Genomic DNA, 17367 nt, shown 5'->3' on the forward strand with positions numbered 1-17367 from the left:
GATTTGTTGCGCTTGCGATTCGCCGGTCTAGCGTGTCGCTTCCGCGAGCTGCGAAAACACCGAGAAAACGAAGGGCTTTCGCTCGAGATTGTAGTCTGCGGTATCGCGCGCCGCGCGGGCGATCTTTTCCCATACCTCCGCCAGCCGTGCAAGGCGCGGCAGGTTCGCATTGGCGTCGGAATCCGCGTGCAGGCGCTCGCTCACCCAGTGTTCGACGCCGTCGACGAAGGCTGCGAGCGCGACACGGTCGCTGAGGGGAAGTGACTCGCCGAGCGCGTGCAGTTCCCGCGGATCGACCTGCGGCAACCTCGCCAACAGCGCGGCGGTGCGCTGCTGCAGTTTCAGCGCATCGCCGCCGAGCAGCGTCAGCGCCCGTGACACGCTGCCTTCGGAAGCCTCGGCCGCTTCAAGCAGCGCCGGATCGTCCGCGTCGATATCCGCCGCACGGGCCGCGGCGCGCACCACGTCGCCGGTCGCAAGCGGGCGCAGCGGCAGCTTACGACAGCGCGACAAGATGGTCGGCAGTACCCGCGCCGGTGCGTGGCTGACCAGCAGGAACAGCGATTGCTGCGGCGGCTCCTCGAGGATCTTCAGCAGCGCGTTGGCTGCGTTCGGATTGAGTTCGTCGACGGTATCGACGATGCACACCCGCCAGCCCTCGACGGCCGCGGTCGAGCCGAAAAAGGAGATGGTCTCGCGCGTCTCATCGACCGTGATCACCGTGCGCAGCACGCCGCGATCGTTCAGCCCGCGCTCCAGCACCAGAAGTCCGCCATGCGCGCCGGCGGCAACCTGGCGCGCGATCGGGTCGCCGGGATCGAGCGCCAGCGACTGCGCGCGCTGCACGGCCGGCGCCTGCGCATTGCGATGGGCCAGCACGAAGCGCGCCATCCGGTAGGCCAGCGTCGCCTTGCCGATGCCCGGCGCGCCGCCGATCAGCCAGGCGTGTGGAATCCGGCCGCCACGATAGGCGTTCAGCAGCGCCGGCTCCGCCTCGCGATGCCCGAACAGGTCGCTGGTCTCGCGCGGATGTCTGACGGCAATCTCTTCTGCGGTCTTGCGCGCGTTCATGCCGGCGATGCCGTGGTCGCCGCCGCGAAAAGATGGTCGCGCAAGGCGGTCCACACCTGGGCTGCGACCGCATCCGGGCTGGCGGAAGCATCGATCAGGACGCAGCGTTCGGGATCCTCCGCCGCGATCTGGCGATAGGCGTCGCGCAGATCCTGGTGAAAGTTGATGTCCTCGGACTCGAAGCGATCCGGCTCGCCCGCACCGCGCCGCGCCGCCGCCCGATTCAACCCGACCTCGACGGGAACGTCGAGGATGATGGTCAGGTCCGGCTTGAGATCGCCGATGGTGACCCGCTGCATGGCATTGAGCACGCCGGGCGAGACGTTGCCGAGCCGGCCCTGGTAGGCGCGCGTGGAATCGGAGAAGCGGTCGCACAGCACCCAGGTGCCCTGGCTCAGCGCCGGCTGGATCACGGTGCGGACGTGGTCGTCGCGGGCGGCGGCAAACAGCAGTGTCTCCGCGTCGGGCCCGAGCAGCCTGCCCATCCCCGACAGCACGAGATGGCGGATGATCTCGGCGCCCGGCGAACCGCCGGGCTCGCGGGTGACGATGGCACGCAGTTTTGCTGCCGCCAGCCGCTCCGCCAGCAGCTTGATCTGGGTGGATTTCCCCGAGCCCTCCCCGCCCTCGAAGGAGATGAACTTGCCGCGCCCGCCCGGCCGCTTGACTGAAGCTGCCTCACCCATGGTTCACAGCTTCTCGGCGCTGGCGCGGAACATGCCGACGACGAGTTCGCTCGCGCCGTCGATGGCGCGGCGGATGGTCGAACCGGCGCCGACGGCTTCGGCGGCATAGACCGGCGTCTCCATCGCGACATTGGCGCCGCGCCAGACGCGGACCACGCCGACCTGCTGGCCTTCCTTGATGGGCGCGCGCACCGGGCCGCTGTAGACGATGCGCGCGATCAGCTTTTCGCTGCCGGTCTTCGGCACCATCACCTTGATTGGCTCGCGGCTGGCGAGCTTGACCGAGCGGCTTTCTCCGCCGAAGACCTTGGCGTAACCGACAAACTGCTTCTCGGCGAACAGCGTTCGCGCCTCGAAATTGCGAAAACCCCATTCCAGCATCTTCTTGGCTTCCTGGGCGCGGTCATCGGGATCGTCGAGACCATTGATCACGACGATCAGCCGGATGCCGTTCTGCACGGCCGAGCCCACCATGCCGTAGCCGCCTTCCTTGGTGTAGCCGGTCTTCAGCCCGTCGGCGCCGTTGAGCGAATTGAGCAGCGGATTGCGGTTTTGCTGCCGGATTTTGTTCCAGGTGAATTCGCGCTCGTTGAACAGCTTGTAGAACTCGGGAAAATCCAGGATCAGGTGCCGCGCGAGCTTCGCCAGCTCCCGCACCGTCATCTTGTTGTTGGGATCGGGCAGGCCGCTGGCGTTGCCGAAGGTGGACTTCGTCAGGCCCAGCTCGCGTGCCCGCTTGGTCATGTAATCGTTGGCGAACATCCGTTCGTTGCCGGCCATGCCTTCAGCGAGCGCGATGCAGGAATCGTTGCCGCTCTGGATGATCGCGCCATGCAAGAGGTCGTCGACCGGCACTTTGCTGTTGATCGCCGCAAACATGGTCGAGCCGCCGGATGGCGCGCCGCCCCTGCGCCAGGCCCCCTCGCTGATACGGAACTCGTCGGTGAGCTTGACCTTGCCTTCCTTGATCGCGTTGAAGACGACCTCGACCGTCATCAGCTTCATCATGCTGGAGGGCGGGCGCAGCTCGTCGGCGTTCTTCTCGAACAGGATGCTGCCGCTTGTCGCCTCCATCAGGATCGCCGTCGGCGCGTCGCCGTCGAAGGCGTGCTCGTCCTTCTTGCCGCCCTGCACGCTGTTGTTGGCCGCGTAGACCGCCCCGCCGCACGCGACCGCCGCCACCAGCAAAGCCGCCATAAGAACTCGCCAAACGGGCCGGATCGACCGGAATCTGTGCAAAAACGGAGGTTTGGCGGCCATTGCTCAAGTCCCTGCGGAGCGGCGTTCTAACAGTTGGAGGGGATGGGAACAACACGGCTTTTGCCGGGCGCTCCCTCCGGCCCGATTCGATTGCGGCTGCCCCGGAACGACCCTATCGTGCGGCTCCCCGCCCCCACAACCGGTACGGAAAATCCATGTCATCTTCGCGCACGATCGCGATCAACGGGATCGAGATGTTCATGCTCGAGCAGGGCGAAGGTCCGCTGGTCGTGCTCTGTCATGGCTGGCCGGAGCTGTCCTATTCCTGGCGGCACCAGATTCCCGCCCTGGCGGCGGCAGGCTTTCACGTCGTGGCGCCCGACATGCGCGGCTTCGGCCGTACCACCGCGCCGGCAGAGGTCGAAGCCTACAGCATCTTCCACAACGTCGGCGACATCGTCGCGCTGGTCGCAGCCCTCGGCGAGAAGCAGGCCGTCGTGGTCGGCCATGACTGGGGTGCACCGGTCGCCTGGCACTGCGCCATGTTCCGCCCGGACATCTTCACCAAGGTCGCAGGACTGAGCGTCCCGCCGCCGGTACGAGGGCGGGGTCGGCCGCTGGAGACACTGCGCCAGGGCGGCATCACCAATTTCTACTGGCAGTATTTTCAGCCGCCCGGCGTCGCCGAAGCCGAGTTCGAGCGCGACGTCGCGCTCACCATGCGCACGCTGCTCGTGGGCCGCGACGATGCCGATCCTGCCGCGCATCAGTTCGTCGAGGAAGGCAAAGGTTTTCTTGGCCAAGGCAATCGTGACGTACCGCTGCCGGACTGGCTAACCGAAGCGGACCTCGCCTACTTCGCCAAAATCTATGCGCAGTCCGGTTTCCGGGGTGGGCTGAACTGGTATCGCAATCTCGATCGCAACTGGGAGCTGACCGCAGCCTGGCAGGATGCGACTATCAATCAACCCTCGCTGTTTCTGGCGGGCTCCAAGGACGGCGTCATCACGGGCCTGATTGGCGCCAAGCGCGTTGCAGAACTGGAGCGGGTGCTGACCGATCTGAAAGCAAAAATCATCCTCGACGGCGCCGGACACTGGGTGCAGCAGGAGCGTCCCGACGAGGTCAATGCGGCGCTGATCGATTTCCTGGCAGTTCCAGGGAAAACCTAGTACAGCCCGCGCCCGCTGAGGATCTCGCGCGGGCCCCGCGGATCGATGGGGGCAAAGGCTGTGGGCTGCGAGGCGAAGCGCTCGTCGGCCTCATAGGAAACGGTACGCGGATTTTCTATCGCGCGGCCGCGGGAACGGCTCGATGCCGACATTTCAGACGTCGCGTTGATCGACGCATAGTCGGCCGAGGTGTTCCCGAGACTGTAGGGGCGCCCTTCCGGCAGGGGCACATCGCCCCGGATTGCCCGGCCGCCGGACGGCAGTTCCGGTACGAACGGGCGGGCGGCGGCAACCCGCACGGTGGACGGCGCCGGCGCCGGCGTACCTGTGCGCAGTGTGGCCAGCAGCTGGCGATCGTCGGTACCTTCCAGCGGCGCCCGGCCGACATATTCGACCCGGACCCTGGCGACGCCATTGCTTTTGAATTCAAGGAGTTCGGCGGCTTTGTTCGAGACGTCAATGAGGCGGTTGCCATGATAGGGCCCGCGGTCATTGACCCGGACGATCAGCGACTTGCCGTTCCGGATATTGGTGACGCGGGCATAGGACGGGATCGGCAGGGTCGGATGCGCCGCGGTGAGCGCGGTCATGTCGAAGACCTCGCCATTGGCGGTCAGCCGGCCGTGGAAGTCGTCGCCGTACCAGGAGGCCATGCCCTCGGCGCGGTAGTTCGGGTCCTCCTCGGGAACATAGACCCGGCCTGCCACCGTATAGGGCTTGCCGACGCGATAGGTGCCGCCGCCCCTTGGCACGGGGTCGCCGAGCGCCACCACGCGCGGGCTCGAGGACACCCCGTATTTGGGATCGACGCGTTTGGCGAATTTGTCCGAAGAGGCGCAGTTGGCCAGCACAAGGCAAGTGACGACCGCAGCCGCGCCTTGCGCCGCCCGGAAAACCGGATCTGATCGCCGAATCCCCATCGCCCCAAACTACCATTCCACCCGGCTGCTTGCCCCGTCAAAGGGCTGCGTGCAGCCTCGAACGCCGGATGCGTGCCCCACCTCCGCATCGGATGATGACGATAGCGCAACCCGAACGCGGCGGAAATGGGGAGAGCCTTTCCGTGGTGAATCAATCCTTGCCTGCTTTTCCCGTCGAAATACGGGTTCGAGCCGCGATTTGCTGTCCCGCTTCCGGACAGAGTGTTGCGGCAAAACCTCACTCCGCCCCGATCTCATTTGGCTGCCGTGAATCTTTTTGACTGTGCAAGGCTGCGGTCGTTTGGTCGTAGCCGGGGCGGGAAGGAAATTTTGCAATGATCGAGACGGTGACAGCGGTTTTGGGATTGGTCAGCGCGGGCATTTTCCTCGCGCATGCGTTCGACTTCTATCGCTCCCGGGCCTGAGACTGCTGAAGCAAAGCAAGCGACTGCTCGTTCAAGGAACCTGTTCCGAAATCTTTAATCAATTCGGTCCAGCATCGAGAGTGGCAGGTGTTTCATGCGCAACCAAGATGCAGTTTCCGGCGGGTTCCTGGCCCTGACCACGGCAAGCCTCGTGCTGCTGTGCTCGAGCCTTCTGGCCTTCGCCCTGGCCTGACGCAGGTTTCGCCGATTCCGATCGGCCCTGCCGTTTCGGCTCCCATCGAGCCGCCGCTTTTCACGTCCCTTCCCTCTGCTATCGAACGCTCCGGGGACTTTCGCGGCTTCGCCCGCTTTGCTAAGTGCCAGACACGCACGGAAGGGTGGCCGAGTGGTTTAAGGCACCGGTCTTGAAAACCGGCGTGCCTGCAAGGGCACCGTGGGTTCGAATCCCACCCCTTCCGCCAAAGACGTAGTTTAGCCGCGCAAACCCACGACTGATTTTGACGCCCTGTCCGCAACGCTCATGCGGGGCTGACCACGGGGGGTGGCGCTGCAACGCTCCTCGACAGCGCGCCAAATCAAATGAAGCCTCCCGTTTGGAGGGAACGCCGCCACGGGGGGCTCTGGACTGGCTTCAATAGTGCGCCCGCCAAGAGATTACTTTCGGCGAGATGTCCAGCCCGGGGAATCGTGGCCCTTAGCGAGTGTCAGCCTCGTTGATCATTTGGTTACGAAAGGCGCCAAGGTCACCAAGCATATTCGTCCGCATTTCCGAGCAGACGGCCGCGAGAAGCTGCGGATCCAGGCGAGTCCTGCGCACCTTTCTTCTGGCATGCGTCTTGAGATAATGAACCGAGTTGTGCTGCAATTCGAAAATCGCGCGTTCGACCTGCTCCTCGGCGGTCCTCTCCATGAAGTGAAGACTTCCCTGTAGGGCCTTGCGGGGGCCGTAGGGGTATGGCGCCGCTAGATGGTAATGGCCCTCAGGTCCGTAGCAATCGAACTTCGCGATCTCCGATCCGTGAACGACCAGGAACGCCGCCGGCCCAGCTCGAGCGATCATCCCCTCGGACGCGGGAACCTCAGCCCAATAGGTCTCCGCGAAACAACCGTTTCCAAGCTCGTATCGGACCAGGTTCTTCCGATAGGCGATTTGATCGGGCATCCCCGTGAGCCAAAAGTATCTTCGATCGCTCACCTGATGCCACCAATGGCTGGGGACTCGTCGCGTGAAGAAATGAAACCACGGCCACCATTGCCGCGGCAGCACGCGCTTCGCATGGTTGGCAGGCAGCAGCATGGCCGGGCTCCTACAAAGGCGGTTCTGCGTCACTACGGACGCTTCAGGGATAGTGAAATCCCTGAAAACGTCTGTTGATCATTTGCTTAGCACAATCACCTCGGCGAGGTCTGGTCCGATGCCATCGAGTTAGCCGGTCTCCCCGAATTGCATTCGCCTCTCACATCAATCCGAGCCATGGCGAAGCGGAGGCGCAGAATATTCTCGTGGGCAAACCGCAGATGGTGTGCAGCCCTGCTTTTTCCGTTTTCATATTCGTCGGGAGTGCTGCTATTTCATGCGGCCCTGATCCTGTTTCGCTTGAACGGACCAGCAGCGCTTCACCTCAATGTCTACCTGTCGGGCTATCGGTTGCTTGTGCTGGCCGGGTTCTGTCGCGCGCGGCTGGCGCAACGGTAGCGCGGCTGAGCCTTGCGGACATCGCCATTCAACACTTGGGCGCGCCAGGAATTTATGGTCTCCAAATCGCCATTTCTCCGGCAAATTGAAGTCGCAACATTCAGGGATCATCTCCCCGCGCATGGGGAGAGTGATCGATGGCCTACAAGATCGTCGCACAGAAGGATGATACCACCGTTCGCAGCGAACGGAGCAGTCTGCTGATTGCCGCGGCTAAGGCGCGCATCTGGGCCGAGGAAGGCTGGGACGTCTCGGTCACCGATGGCGAAGGTAACAAGCTGGATCGCGCCGAACTCGATGGTCTGTTCGCCGCCTGAAGCATGTTTCGAAAAAGCGCGAAGCCTGTTCCGAAAGGATCGGGCTCTAGCGAAAACCCCAGCTGACCCGCGTGCGGCGCAGTAGCAGTTGCAACCTTACCATGGTTGGCACGGTGTGTCGGCACGCGCTAGCTTTTCTCCAGAGCGAGTGCGGTGGGCAGAATGGCAAAGAAGCGCGTTTCCAGCATTGAGTTGACCTGGCTCATCGTCGAGCAGATGAAGGACGACGGCAATTTCCAGAAGGGATTGTCGGTCGCCGTCATTCCCGATTCCCGGCTTGGCTGGCGCGCCGTCGTCGAAGCAAGAGCCCAGAGGCGTATGACCCCGCGCGCCCAGCGGCGCTTTGCGGCCATGCAGAAGGAACTGCAGGAAACCTACGCGTTGAGCGGCGATTGAAGCTGCATCTAGAAGGCAATCCAGGGTCTGTCCTTCCGAATCCCCGACTGGCGCCGCGACCCTGGCGTCTATCCCCGCCGGCCTGTGCTGGCGGGGCAACGGGGGCAAAAGAGGCCGTTCCCCGGGGAGAGCTCGAAGTAAGCCGTAAAGCCATTGCGCGGGAAAGGCCGGGCTGTCCCGGCTGTACCTTTAGTTCAACCCGTGTGCATTTTCTGTAGCACTCTTCGCACACGGGACTGCGGGCGCAGTCGGCGCCCGGCCTTCCCTGCGCCCTCTTCACAAGAGGGGGCCGACGAGATGCACAACCCGGGAAAATCATGCCGCGGGATCGTGGACGCTTGGCCCAACGCATGATTGAAGCGGTTTTCCCTGCGACACGCGAAGCGTCTCATGTCGCTTTGGTCGCCTCAACCGGGCTTGTATTCCGCGACCCGGTGCCGCCGGGCAGGCCGTGGCCTTTATCGCCGCCGCGGCCTAAAGTCGGGCATCGGTAAGTTCCTGTCCTTCGATATCCCGCTGCTTCCGGAGTTCTCGTTGACCACCCGCCGCCGTGTGCTCCCCCTGCTCTGCCTTTCGCTCTTCGCCCTTGGCGATATCGCGCTTTCGATCCCGGCCCGGGCGCAGGGCGCCCTTGCCGTCGAGGTCGCCAAGCCGGTGTCGCTGCCGGACATCGCGATCGGCTCGCCCAAGGCGACGGTGACCATCACCGAATATGCCTCGATGAGCTGCCCGCATTGCGCCGCCTGGGGCGAGAATGTGTTTCCGATGCTGCGCTCGCGTTACATCGATACCGGCAAGGTGCGCTTCGTGTTCCGTGAATTCCCGCTCGACATCAAGGCGGCCGGCGCCTCGATGCTGGCGCGCTGCATCGCCAAGGGCGACGGCGAGCGATACTTCGCCGTGATTGCGACCATGTACCAGCAGCTCGATCCGCTGCTCGCCCGCACCAAGGATACCCTGATCCAGATCGGCAAGCTCAATGGCATGAGCGAGCAGGAGGTGGCGAACTGCGAAACCGATCAATCCCTGCTCGACAAATTGAAGGCGGACCAGAAATTCGCGTTCGAGACGCTGAAGGTGGATTCCACGCCGACTTTCTTCGTCAACGGCCAGCGGCTCAAGGGCGCCATGTCCTTCGAGGAGCTGGAGGCGATCATCAAGCCGATGCTGAAGCGCTGACAGCCGGCGCTTCCCTGCTCATGCCGCAAACAGCCGCACCGGCTGCTCGAAACCCTTGAGGGAAAAATCCCGCCCCTCACCGCTCACCATGCCGCTGCTGCGGTCTCGTACCGCCGAAGTCACGAGGATTTCGCCGGATTTCGCGGTTGCCTGTGCCCGCGCCGCGCGGTTTACCACCGTACCGACGGCGGTGAGGTCGCGGTGCGACTGGCCGAACTCGCCGAAATTGGTATCGCCGGAGTCGATCCCGATGCCGATGCCGAGTTCGACGTCCCCAGCGCCGATTGTCTCCAGCAGCGCGTCGCGACGCTCGGCAAAGCGTTGCTGGATCGCGCGCGCAGCAAGCAGCGCCTGGGCCGCGTGGTCCCCCTGCTTGACCGGAAAATTGAAGATCGCGAGCACGGCATCGCCAATCGTCTTGTTGAGCAGGCCGTCATGGCGCCAGATCGCCGCGGCGCAGTCGTCGTAGAAGGCGTCCAGCAAGGAGGTCAGCCCCGCTTGCCCGATGTTCTGGGTCAGCGTGGTGTAGCCGCGCAGATCTGCGAACATGATGGTGGCGTCGATCGTGACCGCGCGCGCCTTCATGATCCTGGAGAAGGCCATCTCGCAGATCGTGCAGGTATTGGGGTTCATGCGGCTCGGCTTGACGCCGAACACCCGGAACGGAATCGAGAACGGCCCACGCAAGGCGATCGGCACATGGAGGTTCTGCCAGCAGCCCAGACACAGCGTGGCAGGTTCCGGGGTCATCGCATTCCCTCACAGGCGTCGGATCAGTCTATCACCGCGCACGCCCCGTGGTGCGGGATTTTGCGAAGTCAGGCCGGCGTCGGGTCGGCGGCTGCGCGCCTGGCGGCTTGCGGCGCCTCGACGAAGGTCACCCCGATCCGGTTCTGCTGGATCCAGGCGATGCGGCACTCGCGCACGATGGAGGCGTCGTTGGCCATCACCAGGCGGAAGCGCTGCGGCACGAAGGCGGGCTCGTTGACCTCGATGGCACAACCCTCGGCCGAGATATTGAGCATGGTGCAATGCATCACCGATCCGCCCGACGACACGAAGGCGGGTTCGTTGATCTCGGTTCGCGGAAACCTGCGACGCTCTTCCATTCCGTTCAGCCTGCTCTGGTCGGTACGCCGACCATAGCGGCAAAGATTAAAGAAACCGCTCAGGCAGCGGCGGGTCCCGGCGGCGAAAACGAGGAAGTCGATGCGTTTGGCCAATTTGTGCGCGAGTCGAGTGCGATCATGCTATCAGAGATAGCCGATCAGCGACCGATCCAGACAGTCCGGAGCGCGCATGCGGGTTCGCGCAAAATGTCTTCGTCTCGCCTTGGGTTCGACATCAGTTTGACCGGCCGCGCGACGACCGAACGCGTCGAAGCGATGCGCGCATGCAACACCCGCCGGTCGAAAGGCAAGTTCCCCATAAGGCCCCGAGTAAGCCATTACTCGGGCGCGAGTCCGTCAGCGTTTGATCATGATTGGACGCAGATTGGAGGAGCCGCGCCGCTGCGGCAGGATAGCCGGGTGCCGCGCCTCTCAACCTACCCCAGGGCAATGGTGCCCGGCTATTCGCAGCGGCGGCGCAGCCCGATTTCAGCGCGCAAGGCGGTATCAATCCAGCCCGCGCTCGTGGCTCAGCCGCACCATCTCGTTGATGAAGTACTGCTTCTGCTTGTCGTCGAGGCTCAAAAACAGCGGCTCGGCGGCATCGGCCACGTTGCGCTGGTCGACGGCGCGGTCGTTGAGGAATTGCGCCTCGTTGCGCATCTGCTCGATGATGTCGTCGGGCGGATCGCGCTTGGCCCGCGCGATGCGCAGGTTCAGCCGCTCTGCGCCGTTGTTGCCGAGATAATGCATGGCGCTGTTGAAGGCGCTCCAGTGCTTCTCCTGCTCGGGCGTCAGGTTCAGCTCCTTCTTGATCCGCTCGATGTTGGCGTCGCTGTTGGAAACCATCTGCGCGGCGGTGAGCGCCGGCGCGCCCGCTTGGGTCAGCACCTGCGGCTGCTTGCCGGCCTTGGCGGCCGCCGTCTTCGCCGTCTTCGACTTGGACGCGTCAGACTTGTCGGACTTTGCAGCATCGGGCTTGGCGGCATCCTTTGCAGCATCTTGTTTGGCCGCCGGGTGCGCGGGCGCGGCCTTCTGATTTGTATTGCCACCGCCGGTAACCGCGCCGACGACGCCCCCAACTGCGCCGACCACGCCGCCGATGGCGCCACCAAGCACGCCGCCGATCGGGCCGGCCGCCTTGTTGCCCTCGCGCGCGCCTTTCTGCGCGCCCTCGACCAGGCCTTGTGCGTAAAGGGTCGCCGGGCCGAGCGCGACCGATGCGCCCACAAGCATCACGGCGGTGACGCCGACGACGAAACGCAATCGCGATTGCGTGCGTGCGATCGGTTCATGACTGCTCATTAATTGATCTCCTCGGTCGTTCCAGAGAACTGGCGTGTGCGGGTCATTGCGGCGGGAATCTGCGGAGGCCTGAGATTACCGCCACGGCGGCGAATTCGTCTACCGCTGCGCTCTTCGGTTCCGCAGCGGGAAAAACTTGTGAGGCGAACAAGTTACACACGCCGTACCCAGCCGGCGGCCGATCGCGATGCATTTGGTTGCGGATCATGATTGCGGATCATCGTCGCTCGTGTGCAGCGCAATATGCGACGGAGAGATTATTGACGATCGTACAAGCAACCAATCGCCGCGACGCAGTGCCGCGGATTTGTACACAACGTTAGTTCAATGAAGGCGCCAAAGCTGCTTTCTCGACAGATGCGAACAATTCTGCTCTGATCTCACTACAAAATCTCCGCTGCCGCACCGCGTTTCGACGTTAGATGTGCAGGACGGAAGGAGACAAAAAAAGCAAGAATTTGGCACAGCAAAGAGGAAACGCCATGTCCCGGAAGAAGCTCTCTCGCCGACAATTCGTTGCTGCCACTGCGATGACATCTGCTGCGATGATCACCGCGCCCTATGTCCGCGGCGCCCATGCCGCCGGCAAGCTCTCGATCGGATTCTGGGACCATTGGGTGCCCGGCGCCAACAAGGCTTCCACCGACATCGTCAATGCCTGGGCCGAGAAAGAGAAGGTCGAGGTTCAGATCGACTACATCCCGAGTCAGGGCAACAAGATCCTGCTGACCATCGCAGCCGAAGCGCAGGCCAAGTCCGGCCACGACATTCTCGCGATGCCGACCTGGCTGCCGCATGCGCATACCGAACAACTCGAGCCCATGAACGATCTCATGGGCGACCTCATCAAGCAGAACGGCGAACCGAACGGCACCGTGAAATACCTCGGCCAGGCCAAGGGCAAATGGCACGCGGTTCCCGCCAGCGTCGGCAGCCAGATCAAGGGGCCCTGCTCCCGCATCGATCTGATGAAGAAGCATGCCGGCATCGACGTGCAGGCACTTTATCCCGCCGGCCAGGCGCCCAAGGCCGACAGCTGGACCCTCGATACGTTCCTGAAGGCCGCTGAGGCTTGCCACAAAGGTGGCGTGCCTTTCGGCATCGGACTTGGCGAGACCAGCGACAATGTCGACACAGCAGGCGCGATCTTCCACTCCTTTGGCGCGGCCCTCGTCGATGAGAAGGGCAACCTCACCGTCAAGACCGACGCGGTGCGACAGGCACTCGAATACTACAAGAAGCTGATCGCCTTCCTGCCGCCGGATGCCGGCGCATGGGACGACTCTTCGAACAACAAATGGCTGGTCTCCGGCAGGGGTGCATTGATCATGAACCCGCCGAGCGCCTGGGCGGTTGCCAGGCGCGACGCGCCGCAGGTCGCCGAGCAGTGCTGGACTCACGGCTTCCCGTCGGGGCCCAAGGGCCGCTTTGCGCCGTACATCGGCTACTTCTGGGGCACCTGGGCGTTCTCCAAGAACAAGGAAGCGGCCAAGAGCGTGCTCAGAGCCCTTTCGCAGGCGGATGCGATCGAGAAGATGTGCGTGGCGAGCGGCGGCTACGACCTGCCCTGCTACGAAAAGCTGACCACGTTGAAGGTCTGGCAGGAGGAAGCGCCGCCCAAGGGCACGCTCTACCACTACCCGAACCCGCATAACCACCAGACGCTCTCGATCGCTGCATCACCCGCGCCGCCGAAGATCGCCCAGCAGATCTATACGCAGGCGACGCTGACCAAGATGTGCCTGCGCCATGCGCAGGGCGAAGCGATGGAAAAGACACTCGCGTGGGCCGAAGGCGAGTGCGAAGGCTTCATGCGGAGCTGACGGACGGGATACATGGCGGCCTGTCGATGGCAGGCCGCCAGTCCGCGATCAATCGCGGACTCCCGGGGAAGCCAATAGAAACGTGACAGGGGTGAAAACAGACCATGGCTGACGTCGCATTGCAGCCGAACCGCGCCGCAACCGCGCAAGCCGCGCGCAAACGCTCCAGTCTGCAGAGTGTGCTCCAGCGCAAATCGACAATAGCGTTCCTGATGGCGCTGCCGCTGATCCTGCTGATCGCGACCCTGGTGATCTATCCCGCCTTTTACGCGTTGCACCTGGCGACGTTGAACAAGTCGATGGCGCGCTTCGTCGGGCTTGGCAATTTCGAGTTCCTGTTCAAGCGCGAGACGTTCTGGCTCGTCGTCAAGCAGTCCTGCATCTTTGCGATCACGGCTGTGATGTTCAAGGCGCTGCTCGGCTTCATCATCGCGCATTTCGTCCACAACATCCCGGCCAAAGGCCAGCGCAAATGGCGCGGCATGCTGCTGGTGCCGTGGGTGATCCCGCCGGCGATGAGCACGCTGGCCTGGCTGTGGCTGTTCGATCCCTCCTACAGCGCGTTCAATTACACGTTGTCGTTCTTCGGAATCGGGCCGATCCCGTGGACCGGCGATGCCTATTGGGCGCGTTTCTCGGTGATCCTCGTCAACATCTGGGTTGGCGCGCCCTTCTTCATGATCATGTATCTCGCGGCACTGAAATCCGTGCCGGACCAGCTCTACGAGGCCGCCGCCATCGACGGCGCCAACTGGTGGCAGCGCATCTGGTACGTGACGCTGCCGATGATGCGGAACATCATCGCGATCACGACGCTGTTCTCGCTGATCGTCACCTTCGCCAACTTCGACATCGTCCGCATCCTGACCGCGGGCGGCCCGCTCGATCATACCCACATCTTCGCGACATGGGCGTTCCGGGTCGGCATCGAGGGCAGCGACATTCCGCTGGGTGCCAGCGTCTCTCTCTTCATGGTGCCGATCCTGGCGGTCGCAGCGATCTTCATCCTGCGCGATATCTCCAAACGCGGGAATGAAGCCTGATGACCACGTTGACCATCGACAAGGCCGGACCGACCCGCAAGGCCAAGTACGGCAGCATGAGCCGCGACCGCGCCTGGGCGCTGCGCTGGTCGTATTTCTTCCTGATCATTTTTGCGATCTTCTCGCTGACGCCGCCGATCTACATGCTGATCACGTCGCTGAAGAGCAGCGCGGAGATTTCTGCGGCGACCAATCCGTGGTGGGTGTTTCACCCGACGCTCGAAAACTACGTGGGGCTGCTGACCTCGAACCAGTTCCTGCGCTTCTTCTGGAACTCGGCGATGGTCTCGATCTTCGTGGTCACCATCACCATGCTGATCTCGGTGCCGGCGGCTTTCGCGCTGGCGCGGATGCGGTTCTGGGGTTCAACGGTTCTCGCTACCGGCGTCTTTCTGACCTATCTCATTCCGGAGACGTTGCTCTTCATTCCGCTGTTCAAGATGTTCGCGGTGTTCGGCGACTTCACCGGCATCCAGCTCATCAACAAGTGGTATGTGCTGCTGATCCTGTATCCGACCCTGACGGTGCCGTTCTGCACCTGGATCATGATCGGCTATTTCGCCTCGATCCCGAAGGAGCTCGATGAAGCTGCCATCATCGACGGCGCGTCCTGGTTCCAGACCCTGACGCGGATATTCATTCCGGTGGCGCTGCCCGGCCTGATCGCGGCGACGATCTTCGCCTTCACGGTCTCCTGGGCGCAATTCCTCTATCCGCTGGTGTTCACGACGTCGACCGACCAGCTGGTGATGCCGGTCGGCATCATCACCACCCTGATCAAGGGCGACGTCTTCAACTGGGGACAGATCATGACGGGCGCCCTGCTCGGCGCCGCGCCTCCGCTGATCATCTACGCATTCCTGATGGACTACTACATTGCCGGCCTCACCGCCGGTGCGACAAAGGGTTGAGGGACTCATGGCCGAAGTAAATCTGCGCAAGGTCGTCAAACGTTACGACGAGGTCGAGGCGGTGCGCGGTATCGATCTCGACATCGCCGACCATGAGTTCGTCGTTCTCGTCGGCCCGTCCGGTTGCGGCAAGTCCACCACGCTGCGGATGATCGCCGGGCTGGAGGATATCTCCGACGGAGACATCATGATCGGCGGCGACGTCGTCAACGACGTGCCGCCGAAGGACCGCGACATCGCGATGGTGTTCCAGAACTACGCGCTGTATCCGCACATGACGGTCGCGGAGAACATGTCGTTCGGACTCCGGTTGAAGCGCTACCCGAAGGCCGAGATCAAGGCGCGGGTCGACGAGGCCGCACGCATGCTCGACATCGTCGAGCTGATCGACCGCAAGCCGAAGCAGCTGTCCGGCGGCCAGCGCCAGCGCGTCGCCATGGGCCGCGCCATCGTGCGCAATCCGAAGGTGTTTCTGTTCGACGAGCCGCTGTCGAACCTCGACGCCAAGCTGCGCGTGCAGATGCGTATCGAGATCAAGAAGGTGCACCAGAAGGTGCGTACCACGACGGTCTACGTCACCCACGACCAGGTCGAGGCCATGACCCTCGCCGACCGGGTCGTCGTGATGAACCACGGCCGCATCGAACAGATCGGTACCCCGACCGAGCTCTATCACAAGCCGGCGACGCGCTTTGTCGCGAGTTTCATCGGATCTCCGGCGATGAATTTCATCCCGTGCCGGCTCGAAGATGCCGGCGGCAAGGTGCAGATCCGCCTCAGCGACAAGATCGTCTTCCCGCTGCCGGCGGCGCAAGCGGCGCGGTACCAGAAAATTCCGCGTACCGATAAATTGCTGCTCGGCATTCGCCCCGAGCATGTCACCGAGGCAAGCGCGCATGTCGAGCCCGGCATCGAGCCGTTCGATGCCGTGCTCGATGTCACCGAACCGATGGGCATGGAGACGCTGATCTATTTCACGATGCAGGGCGCCCAGGTCTGCGGCCGGGTCAATCCCAATGCCGGCGCGAAGGATGGCGCCCCGCTCCGATTGGCAGTGGACCTCAATAATATGCATTTGCTAAACGAGGTGACCGGCGCCGTCCTTTGACGGCGCACAAGGCATCACCAAGGGCAGGAAATGGCGTCCAACAAGAAGAAGATTTTCATCACGGAGTCGTTCTCGCAGGCCGGCCGGGTACTTCTCGGCGAACGCGACGACATCGAGATGGTCGAATTCCCCAACATGATTTCGGCCGGTGATTTCCAGGCGAAGCTGCGCGAGCACGCCCCGGTTCACGGCGTGGCACTCGGCGCTACCCGCTTCGGCGAGACCGAGCTCGAGGCATCCGGCGACATGAAGGTGGTGACGCGCATCGGTGTCGGCTTCGACGCCGTCGACATTCCGGCGCTGAGCAAACGCAAGGTGCCGCTGATGGTGGCGGGCACCGCCAACTCACCGTCGGTCGCCGAGCAGGCGCTGTTCATGATGCTGACGCTCGCCAAGCGCGCGAGCGAGATGGATTCCATCGTCAAGGACAACAAGTGGTCCGCCCGGCTTGGCGCATTGCCCTACGATCTCTTTGGCAAGACCGTGCTGATCGTGGGCTTCGGCCGTATCGGCACCCGCACCGCCAAGCGCTGCCTTGCCATGGAAATGAATGTCCTGATCTACGATCCCTACAAATCTGCGGTCGACATCAAGGCCGCAGGCTGTGAGCCTGTCGCCGATCTCGACGCAGCCCTGCCGCGTGCCGACTTCGTCAGCATCCATTGCCCGAAGAATCCTGAAACGGTCGGGATGTTCAGCGCGGCACGGATCAGGTTGATGAAGCCGACCGCCTATCTCGTCAACACCGCCCGCGGCGGCATCATCGACGAGAAGGCGCTGCACCAGGCTCTGGTGTCGAAGAAACTCGCCGGCGCCGGCCTCGACGTGTTCGAGCAGGAGCCGCCGCCGGCCGACAATCCCTTGCTTGCCTTGCAGAACGTCATCACGGCGCCGCATGTCGCCGGCGTGACGCGGGAGGCGGTCGATCGCATGAGCGAGCAGACCGCGCGCAACATCCTCAGCGCGCTCGACGGCACGCCGATCCGGGCGAACGTGATCAATCAGGACGTGCTCGGCTGATCGTTTTTCGCGGACCAGCGCCCGG

Annotated in this window: 17 protein-coding genes and 1 tRNA gene; 10 read left to right on the top strand and 8 right to left on the bottom strand. The window is 63.3% G+C overall.

Going from position 1 to position 17367, the window contains the following annotated elements; translation table 11 throughout:
- Nucleotides 1-27: 27 nt before the first annotated feature.
- The 3 genes from HZB49_RS09095 to HZB49_RS09105 are packed head-to-tail and all read right to left on the bottom strand — an operon-like array spanning nt 28 to nt 3017.
- Nucleotides 28-1071, bottom strand: a complete 1044-nt coding sequence (locus HZB49_RS09095) for a DNA polymerase III subunit delta' (protein WP_291610298.1) — start codon at nt 1069-1071, stop codon at nt 28-30.
- A complete protein-coding gene (gene tmk / locus HZB49_RS09100) occupies nt 1068-1757 on the bottom strand; it encodes a dTMP kinase (RefSeq protein WP_291610300.1) in 690 nt (229 codons plus the stop codon). The genes HZB49_RS09095 and tmk overlap by 4 nt, the downstream gene beginning before the upstream one ends.
- 3 nt (nt 1758-1760) lie before the next feature.
- Entirely contained in the window at nt 1761-3017 is a 1257-nt protein-coding gene (locus tag HZB49_RS09105; protein ID WP_291610302.1) for a D-alanyl-D-alanine carboxypeptidase family protein, read from the bottom strand.
- Between the two features lie 155 nt (nt 3018-3172).
- On the opposite strand from HZB49_RS09105, the gene HZB49_RS09110 reads away from it, so the two are divergent.
- Entirely contained in the window at nt 3173-4129 is a 957-nt protein-coding gene (locus HZB49_RS09110) for an alpha/beta hydrolase (RefSeq protein ID WP_291610304.1), read from the top strand.
- On the opposite strand, the gene HZB49_RS09115 is transcribed toward HZB49_RS09110, so the two are convergent.
- Complete coding sequence (locus tag HZB49_RS09115; protein WP_291610306.1) at nt 4126-5049, bottom strand: septal ring lytic transglycosylase RlpA family protein; 924 nt, start codon at nt 5047-5049, stop codon at nt 4126-4128. The two genes, HZB49_RS09110 and HZB49_RS09115, sit on opposite strands and share 4 nt — an antisense overlap.
- Nucleotides 5050-5806: 757 nt before the next feature.
- Here HZB49_RS09115 and HZB49_RS09120 point away from each other — a divergent pair.
- Nucleotides 5807-5896, top strand: a tRNA-Ser gene (locus HZB49_RS09120).
- 233 nt (nt 5897-6129) lie between these two features.
- Here HZB49_RS09120 and HZB49_RS09125 read toward each other — a convergent pair.
- Nucleotides 6130-6732 (bottom strand): hypothetical protein, encoded by a 603-nt coding sequence (locus tag HZB49_RS09125; protein WP_291610308.1) that lies wholly within the window; start codon nt 6730-6732, stop codon nt 6130-6132.
- A gap of 536 nt (nt 6733-7268) precedes the next feature.
- On the opposite strand from HZB49_RS09125, the gene HZB49_RS09130 reads away from it, so the two are divergent.
- The 3 genes from HZB49_RS09130 (at nt 7269) to HZB49_RS09140 (ending at nt 9023) form a co-directional block, all read left to right on the top strand.
- On the top strand, nt 7269-7448 hold the full coding sequence (locus HZB49_RS09130) for a hypothetical protein (RefSeq protein WP_291610310.1): 180 nt from the start codon (nt 7269-7271) through the stop codon (nt 7446-7448).
- 162 nt (nt 7449-7610) lie between these two features.
- Nucleotides 7611-7844 (top strand): hypothetical protein, encoded by a 234-nt coding sequence (locus tag HZB49_RS09135; protein WP_291610312.1) that lies wholly within the window; start codon nt 7611-7613, stop codon nt 7842-7844.
- Nucleotides 7845-8378: 534 nt separating this feature from the next.
- A complete protein-coding gene (locus HZB49_RS09140) occupies nt 8379-9023 on the top strand; it encodes a DsbA family protein (protein ID WP_291610315.1) in 645 nt (214 codons plus the stop codon).
- An 18-nt stretch (nt 9024-9041) separates the two neighbouring features.
- Here HZB49_RS09140 and HZB49_RS09145 read toward each other — a convergent pair whose 3' ends face one another.
- The 3 genes from HZB49_RS09145 to HZB49_RS09155 all read right to left on the bottom strand — a co-directional run bounded on the left by HZB49_RS09145 (nt 9042) and on the right by HZB49_RS09155 (nt 11368).
- Nucleotides 9042-9773, bottom strand: coding sequence for an adenylate/guanylate cyclase domain-containing protein (locus tag HZB49_RS09145; RefSeq protein ID WP_291610317.1), 732 nt, complete (start codon nt 9771-9773; stop codon nt 9042-9044).
- 68 nt (nt 9774-9841) lie between these two features.
- Entirely contained in the window at nt 9842-10132 is a 291-nt protein-coding gene (locus HZB49_RS09150) for a PilZ domain-containing protein (protein ID WP_291610319.1), read from the bottom strand.
- Between the two features lie 507 nt (nt 10133-10639).
- Nucleotides 10640-11368 (bottom strand): Spy/CpxP family protein refolding chaperone, encoded by a 729-nt coding sequence (locus tag HZB49_RS09155; protein WP_291611159.1) that lies wholly within the window; start codon nt 11366-11368, stop codon nt 10640-10642.
- Between the two features lie 551 nt (nt 11369-11919).
- Here HZB49_RS09155 and HZB49_RS09160 point away from each other — a divergent pair.
- The 5 genes from HZB49_RS09160 (at nt 11920) to HZB49_RS09180 (ending at nt 17342) form a co-directional block, all read left to right on the top strand.
- Nucleotides 11920-13260 carry an extracellular solute-binding protein gene (locus HZB49_RS09160; protein ID WP_291610321.1) on the top strand — a complete coding sequence of 447 codons (1341 nt, stop codon included), beginning with the start codon at nt 11920-11922 and terminating at the stop codon, nt 13258-13260.
- A gap of 104 nt (nt 13261-13364) precedes the next feature.
- A complete protein-coding gene (locus HZB49_RS09165; protein ID WP_291610323.1) occupies nt 13365-14303 on the top strand; it encodes a sugar ABC transporter permease in 939 nt (312 codons plus the stop codon).
- On the top strand, nt 14303-15214 hold the full coding sequence (locus HZB49_RS09170; RefSeq protein ID WP_291610325.1) for a carbohydrate ABC transporter permease: 912 nt from the start codon (nt 14303-14305) through the stop codon (nt 15212-15214). The genes HZB49_RS09165 and HZB49_RS09170 overlap by 1 nt, the downstream gene beginning before the upstream one ends.
- A 7-nt stretch (nt 15215-15221) precedes the next feature.
- Nucleotides 15222-16322 carry a sn-glycerol-3-phosphate ABC transporter ATP-binding protein UgpC gene (ugpC, locus tag HZB49_RS09175; protein WP_291610327.1) on the top strand — a complete coding sequence of 367 codons (1101 nt, stop codon included), beginning with the start codon at nt 15222-15224 and terminating at the stop codon, nt 16320-16322.
- A gap of 30 nt (nt 16323-16352) precedes the next feature.
- Nucleotides 16353-17342, top strand: a complete 990-nt coding sequence (locus HZB49_RS09180) for a hydroxyacid dehydrogenase (protein ID WP_291610329.1) — start codon at nt 16353-16355, stop codon at nt 17340-17342.
- Nucleotides 17343-17367: the final 25 nt, after the last annotated feature.

Source organism: Bradyrhizobium sp. (assembly GCF_016219575.1).
Taxonomy (GTDB): domain Bacteria; phylum Pseudomonadota; class Alphaproteobacteria; order Rhizobiales; family Xanthobacteraceae; genus Bradyrhizobium.

Excerpts from the sequence above, each read along its gene's own strand:
- HZB49_RS09135 (WP_291610312.1), top strand. The coding sequence starts at position 7,611 with ATGGCAAAGAAGCGCGTTTCCAGCATTGAGTTGACCTGGCTCATCGTC.
- HZB49_RS09160 (WP_291610321.1), top strand. The coding sequence starts at position 11,920 with ATGTCCCGGAAGAAGCTCTCTCGCCGACAATTCGTTGCTGCCACTGCG.
- HZB49_RS09095 (WP_291610298.1), bottom strand. The coding sequence starts at position 1,071 with ATGAACGCGCGCAAGACCGCAGAAGAGATTGCCGTCAGACATCCGCGC.
- HZB49_RS09115 (WP_291610306.1), bottom strand. The coding sequence starts at position 5,049 with ATGGGGATTCGGCGATCAGATCCGGTTTTCCGGGCGGCGCAAGGCGCG.
- HZB49_RS09145 (WP_291610317.1), bottom strand. The coding sequence starts at position 9,773 with ATGACCCCGGAACCTGCCACGCTGTGTCTGGGCTGCTGGCAGAACCTC.
- ugpC (WP_291610327.1), top strand. The coding sequence starts at position 15,222 with ATGGCCGAAGTAAATCTGCGCAAGGTCGTCAAACGTTACGACGAGGTC.
- HZB49_RS09125 (WP_291610308.1), bottom strand. The coding sequence starts at position 6,732 with ATGCTGCTGCCTGCCAACCATGCGAAGCGCGTGCTGCCGCGGCAATGG.
- HZB49_RS09105 (WP_291610302.1), bottom strand. The coding sequence starts at position 3,017 with ATGGCCGCCAAACCTCCGTTTTTGCACAGATTCCGGTCGATCCGGCCC.
- tmk (WP_291610300.1), bottom strand. The coding sequence starts at position 1,757 with ATGGGTGAGGCAGCTTCAGTCAAGCGGCCGGGCGGGCGCGGCAAGTTC.
- HZB49_RS09165 (WP_291610323.1), top strand. The coding sequence starts at position 13,365 with ATGGCTGACGTCGCATTGCAGCCGAACCGCGCCGCAACCGCGCAAGCC.
- HZB49_RS09110 (WP_291610304.1), top strand. The coding sequence starts at position 3,173 with ATGTCATCTTCGCGCACGATCGCGATCAACGGGATCGAGATGTTCATG.
- HZB49_RS09155 (WP_291611159.1), bottom strand. The coding sequence starts at position 11,368 with ATGCTTGTGGGCGCATCGGTCGCGCTCGGCCCGGCGACCCTTTACGCA.
- HZB49_RS09170 (WP_291610325.1), top strand. The coding sequence starts at position 14,303 with ATGACCACGTTGACCATCGACAAGGCCGGACCGACCCGCAAGGCCAAG.
- HZB49_RS09150 (WP_291610319.1), bottom strand. The coding sequence starts at position 10,132 with ATGGAAGAGCGTCGCAGGTTTCCGCGAACCGAGATCAACGAACCCGCC.
- HZB49_RS09130 (WP_291610310.1), top strand. The coding sequence starts at position 7,269 with ATGGCCTACAAGATCGTCGCACAGAAGGATGATACCACCGTTCGCAGC.
- HZB49_RS09180 (WP_291610329.1), top strand. The coding sequence starts at position 16,353 with ATGGCGTCCAACAAGAAGAAGATTTTCATCACGGAGTCGTTCTCGCAG.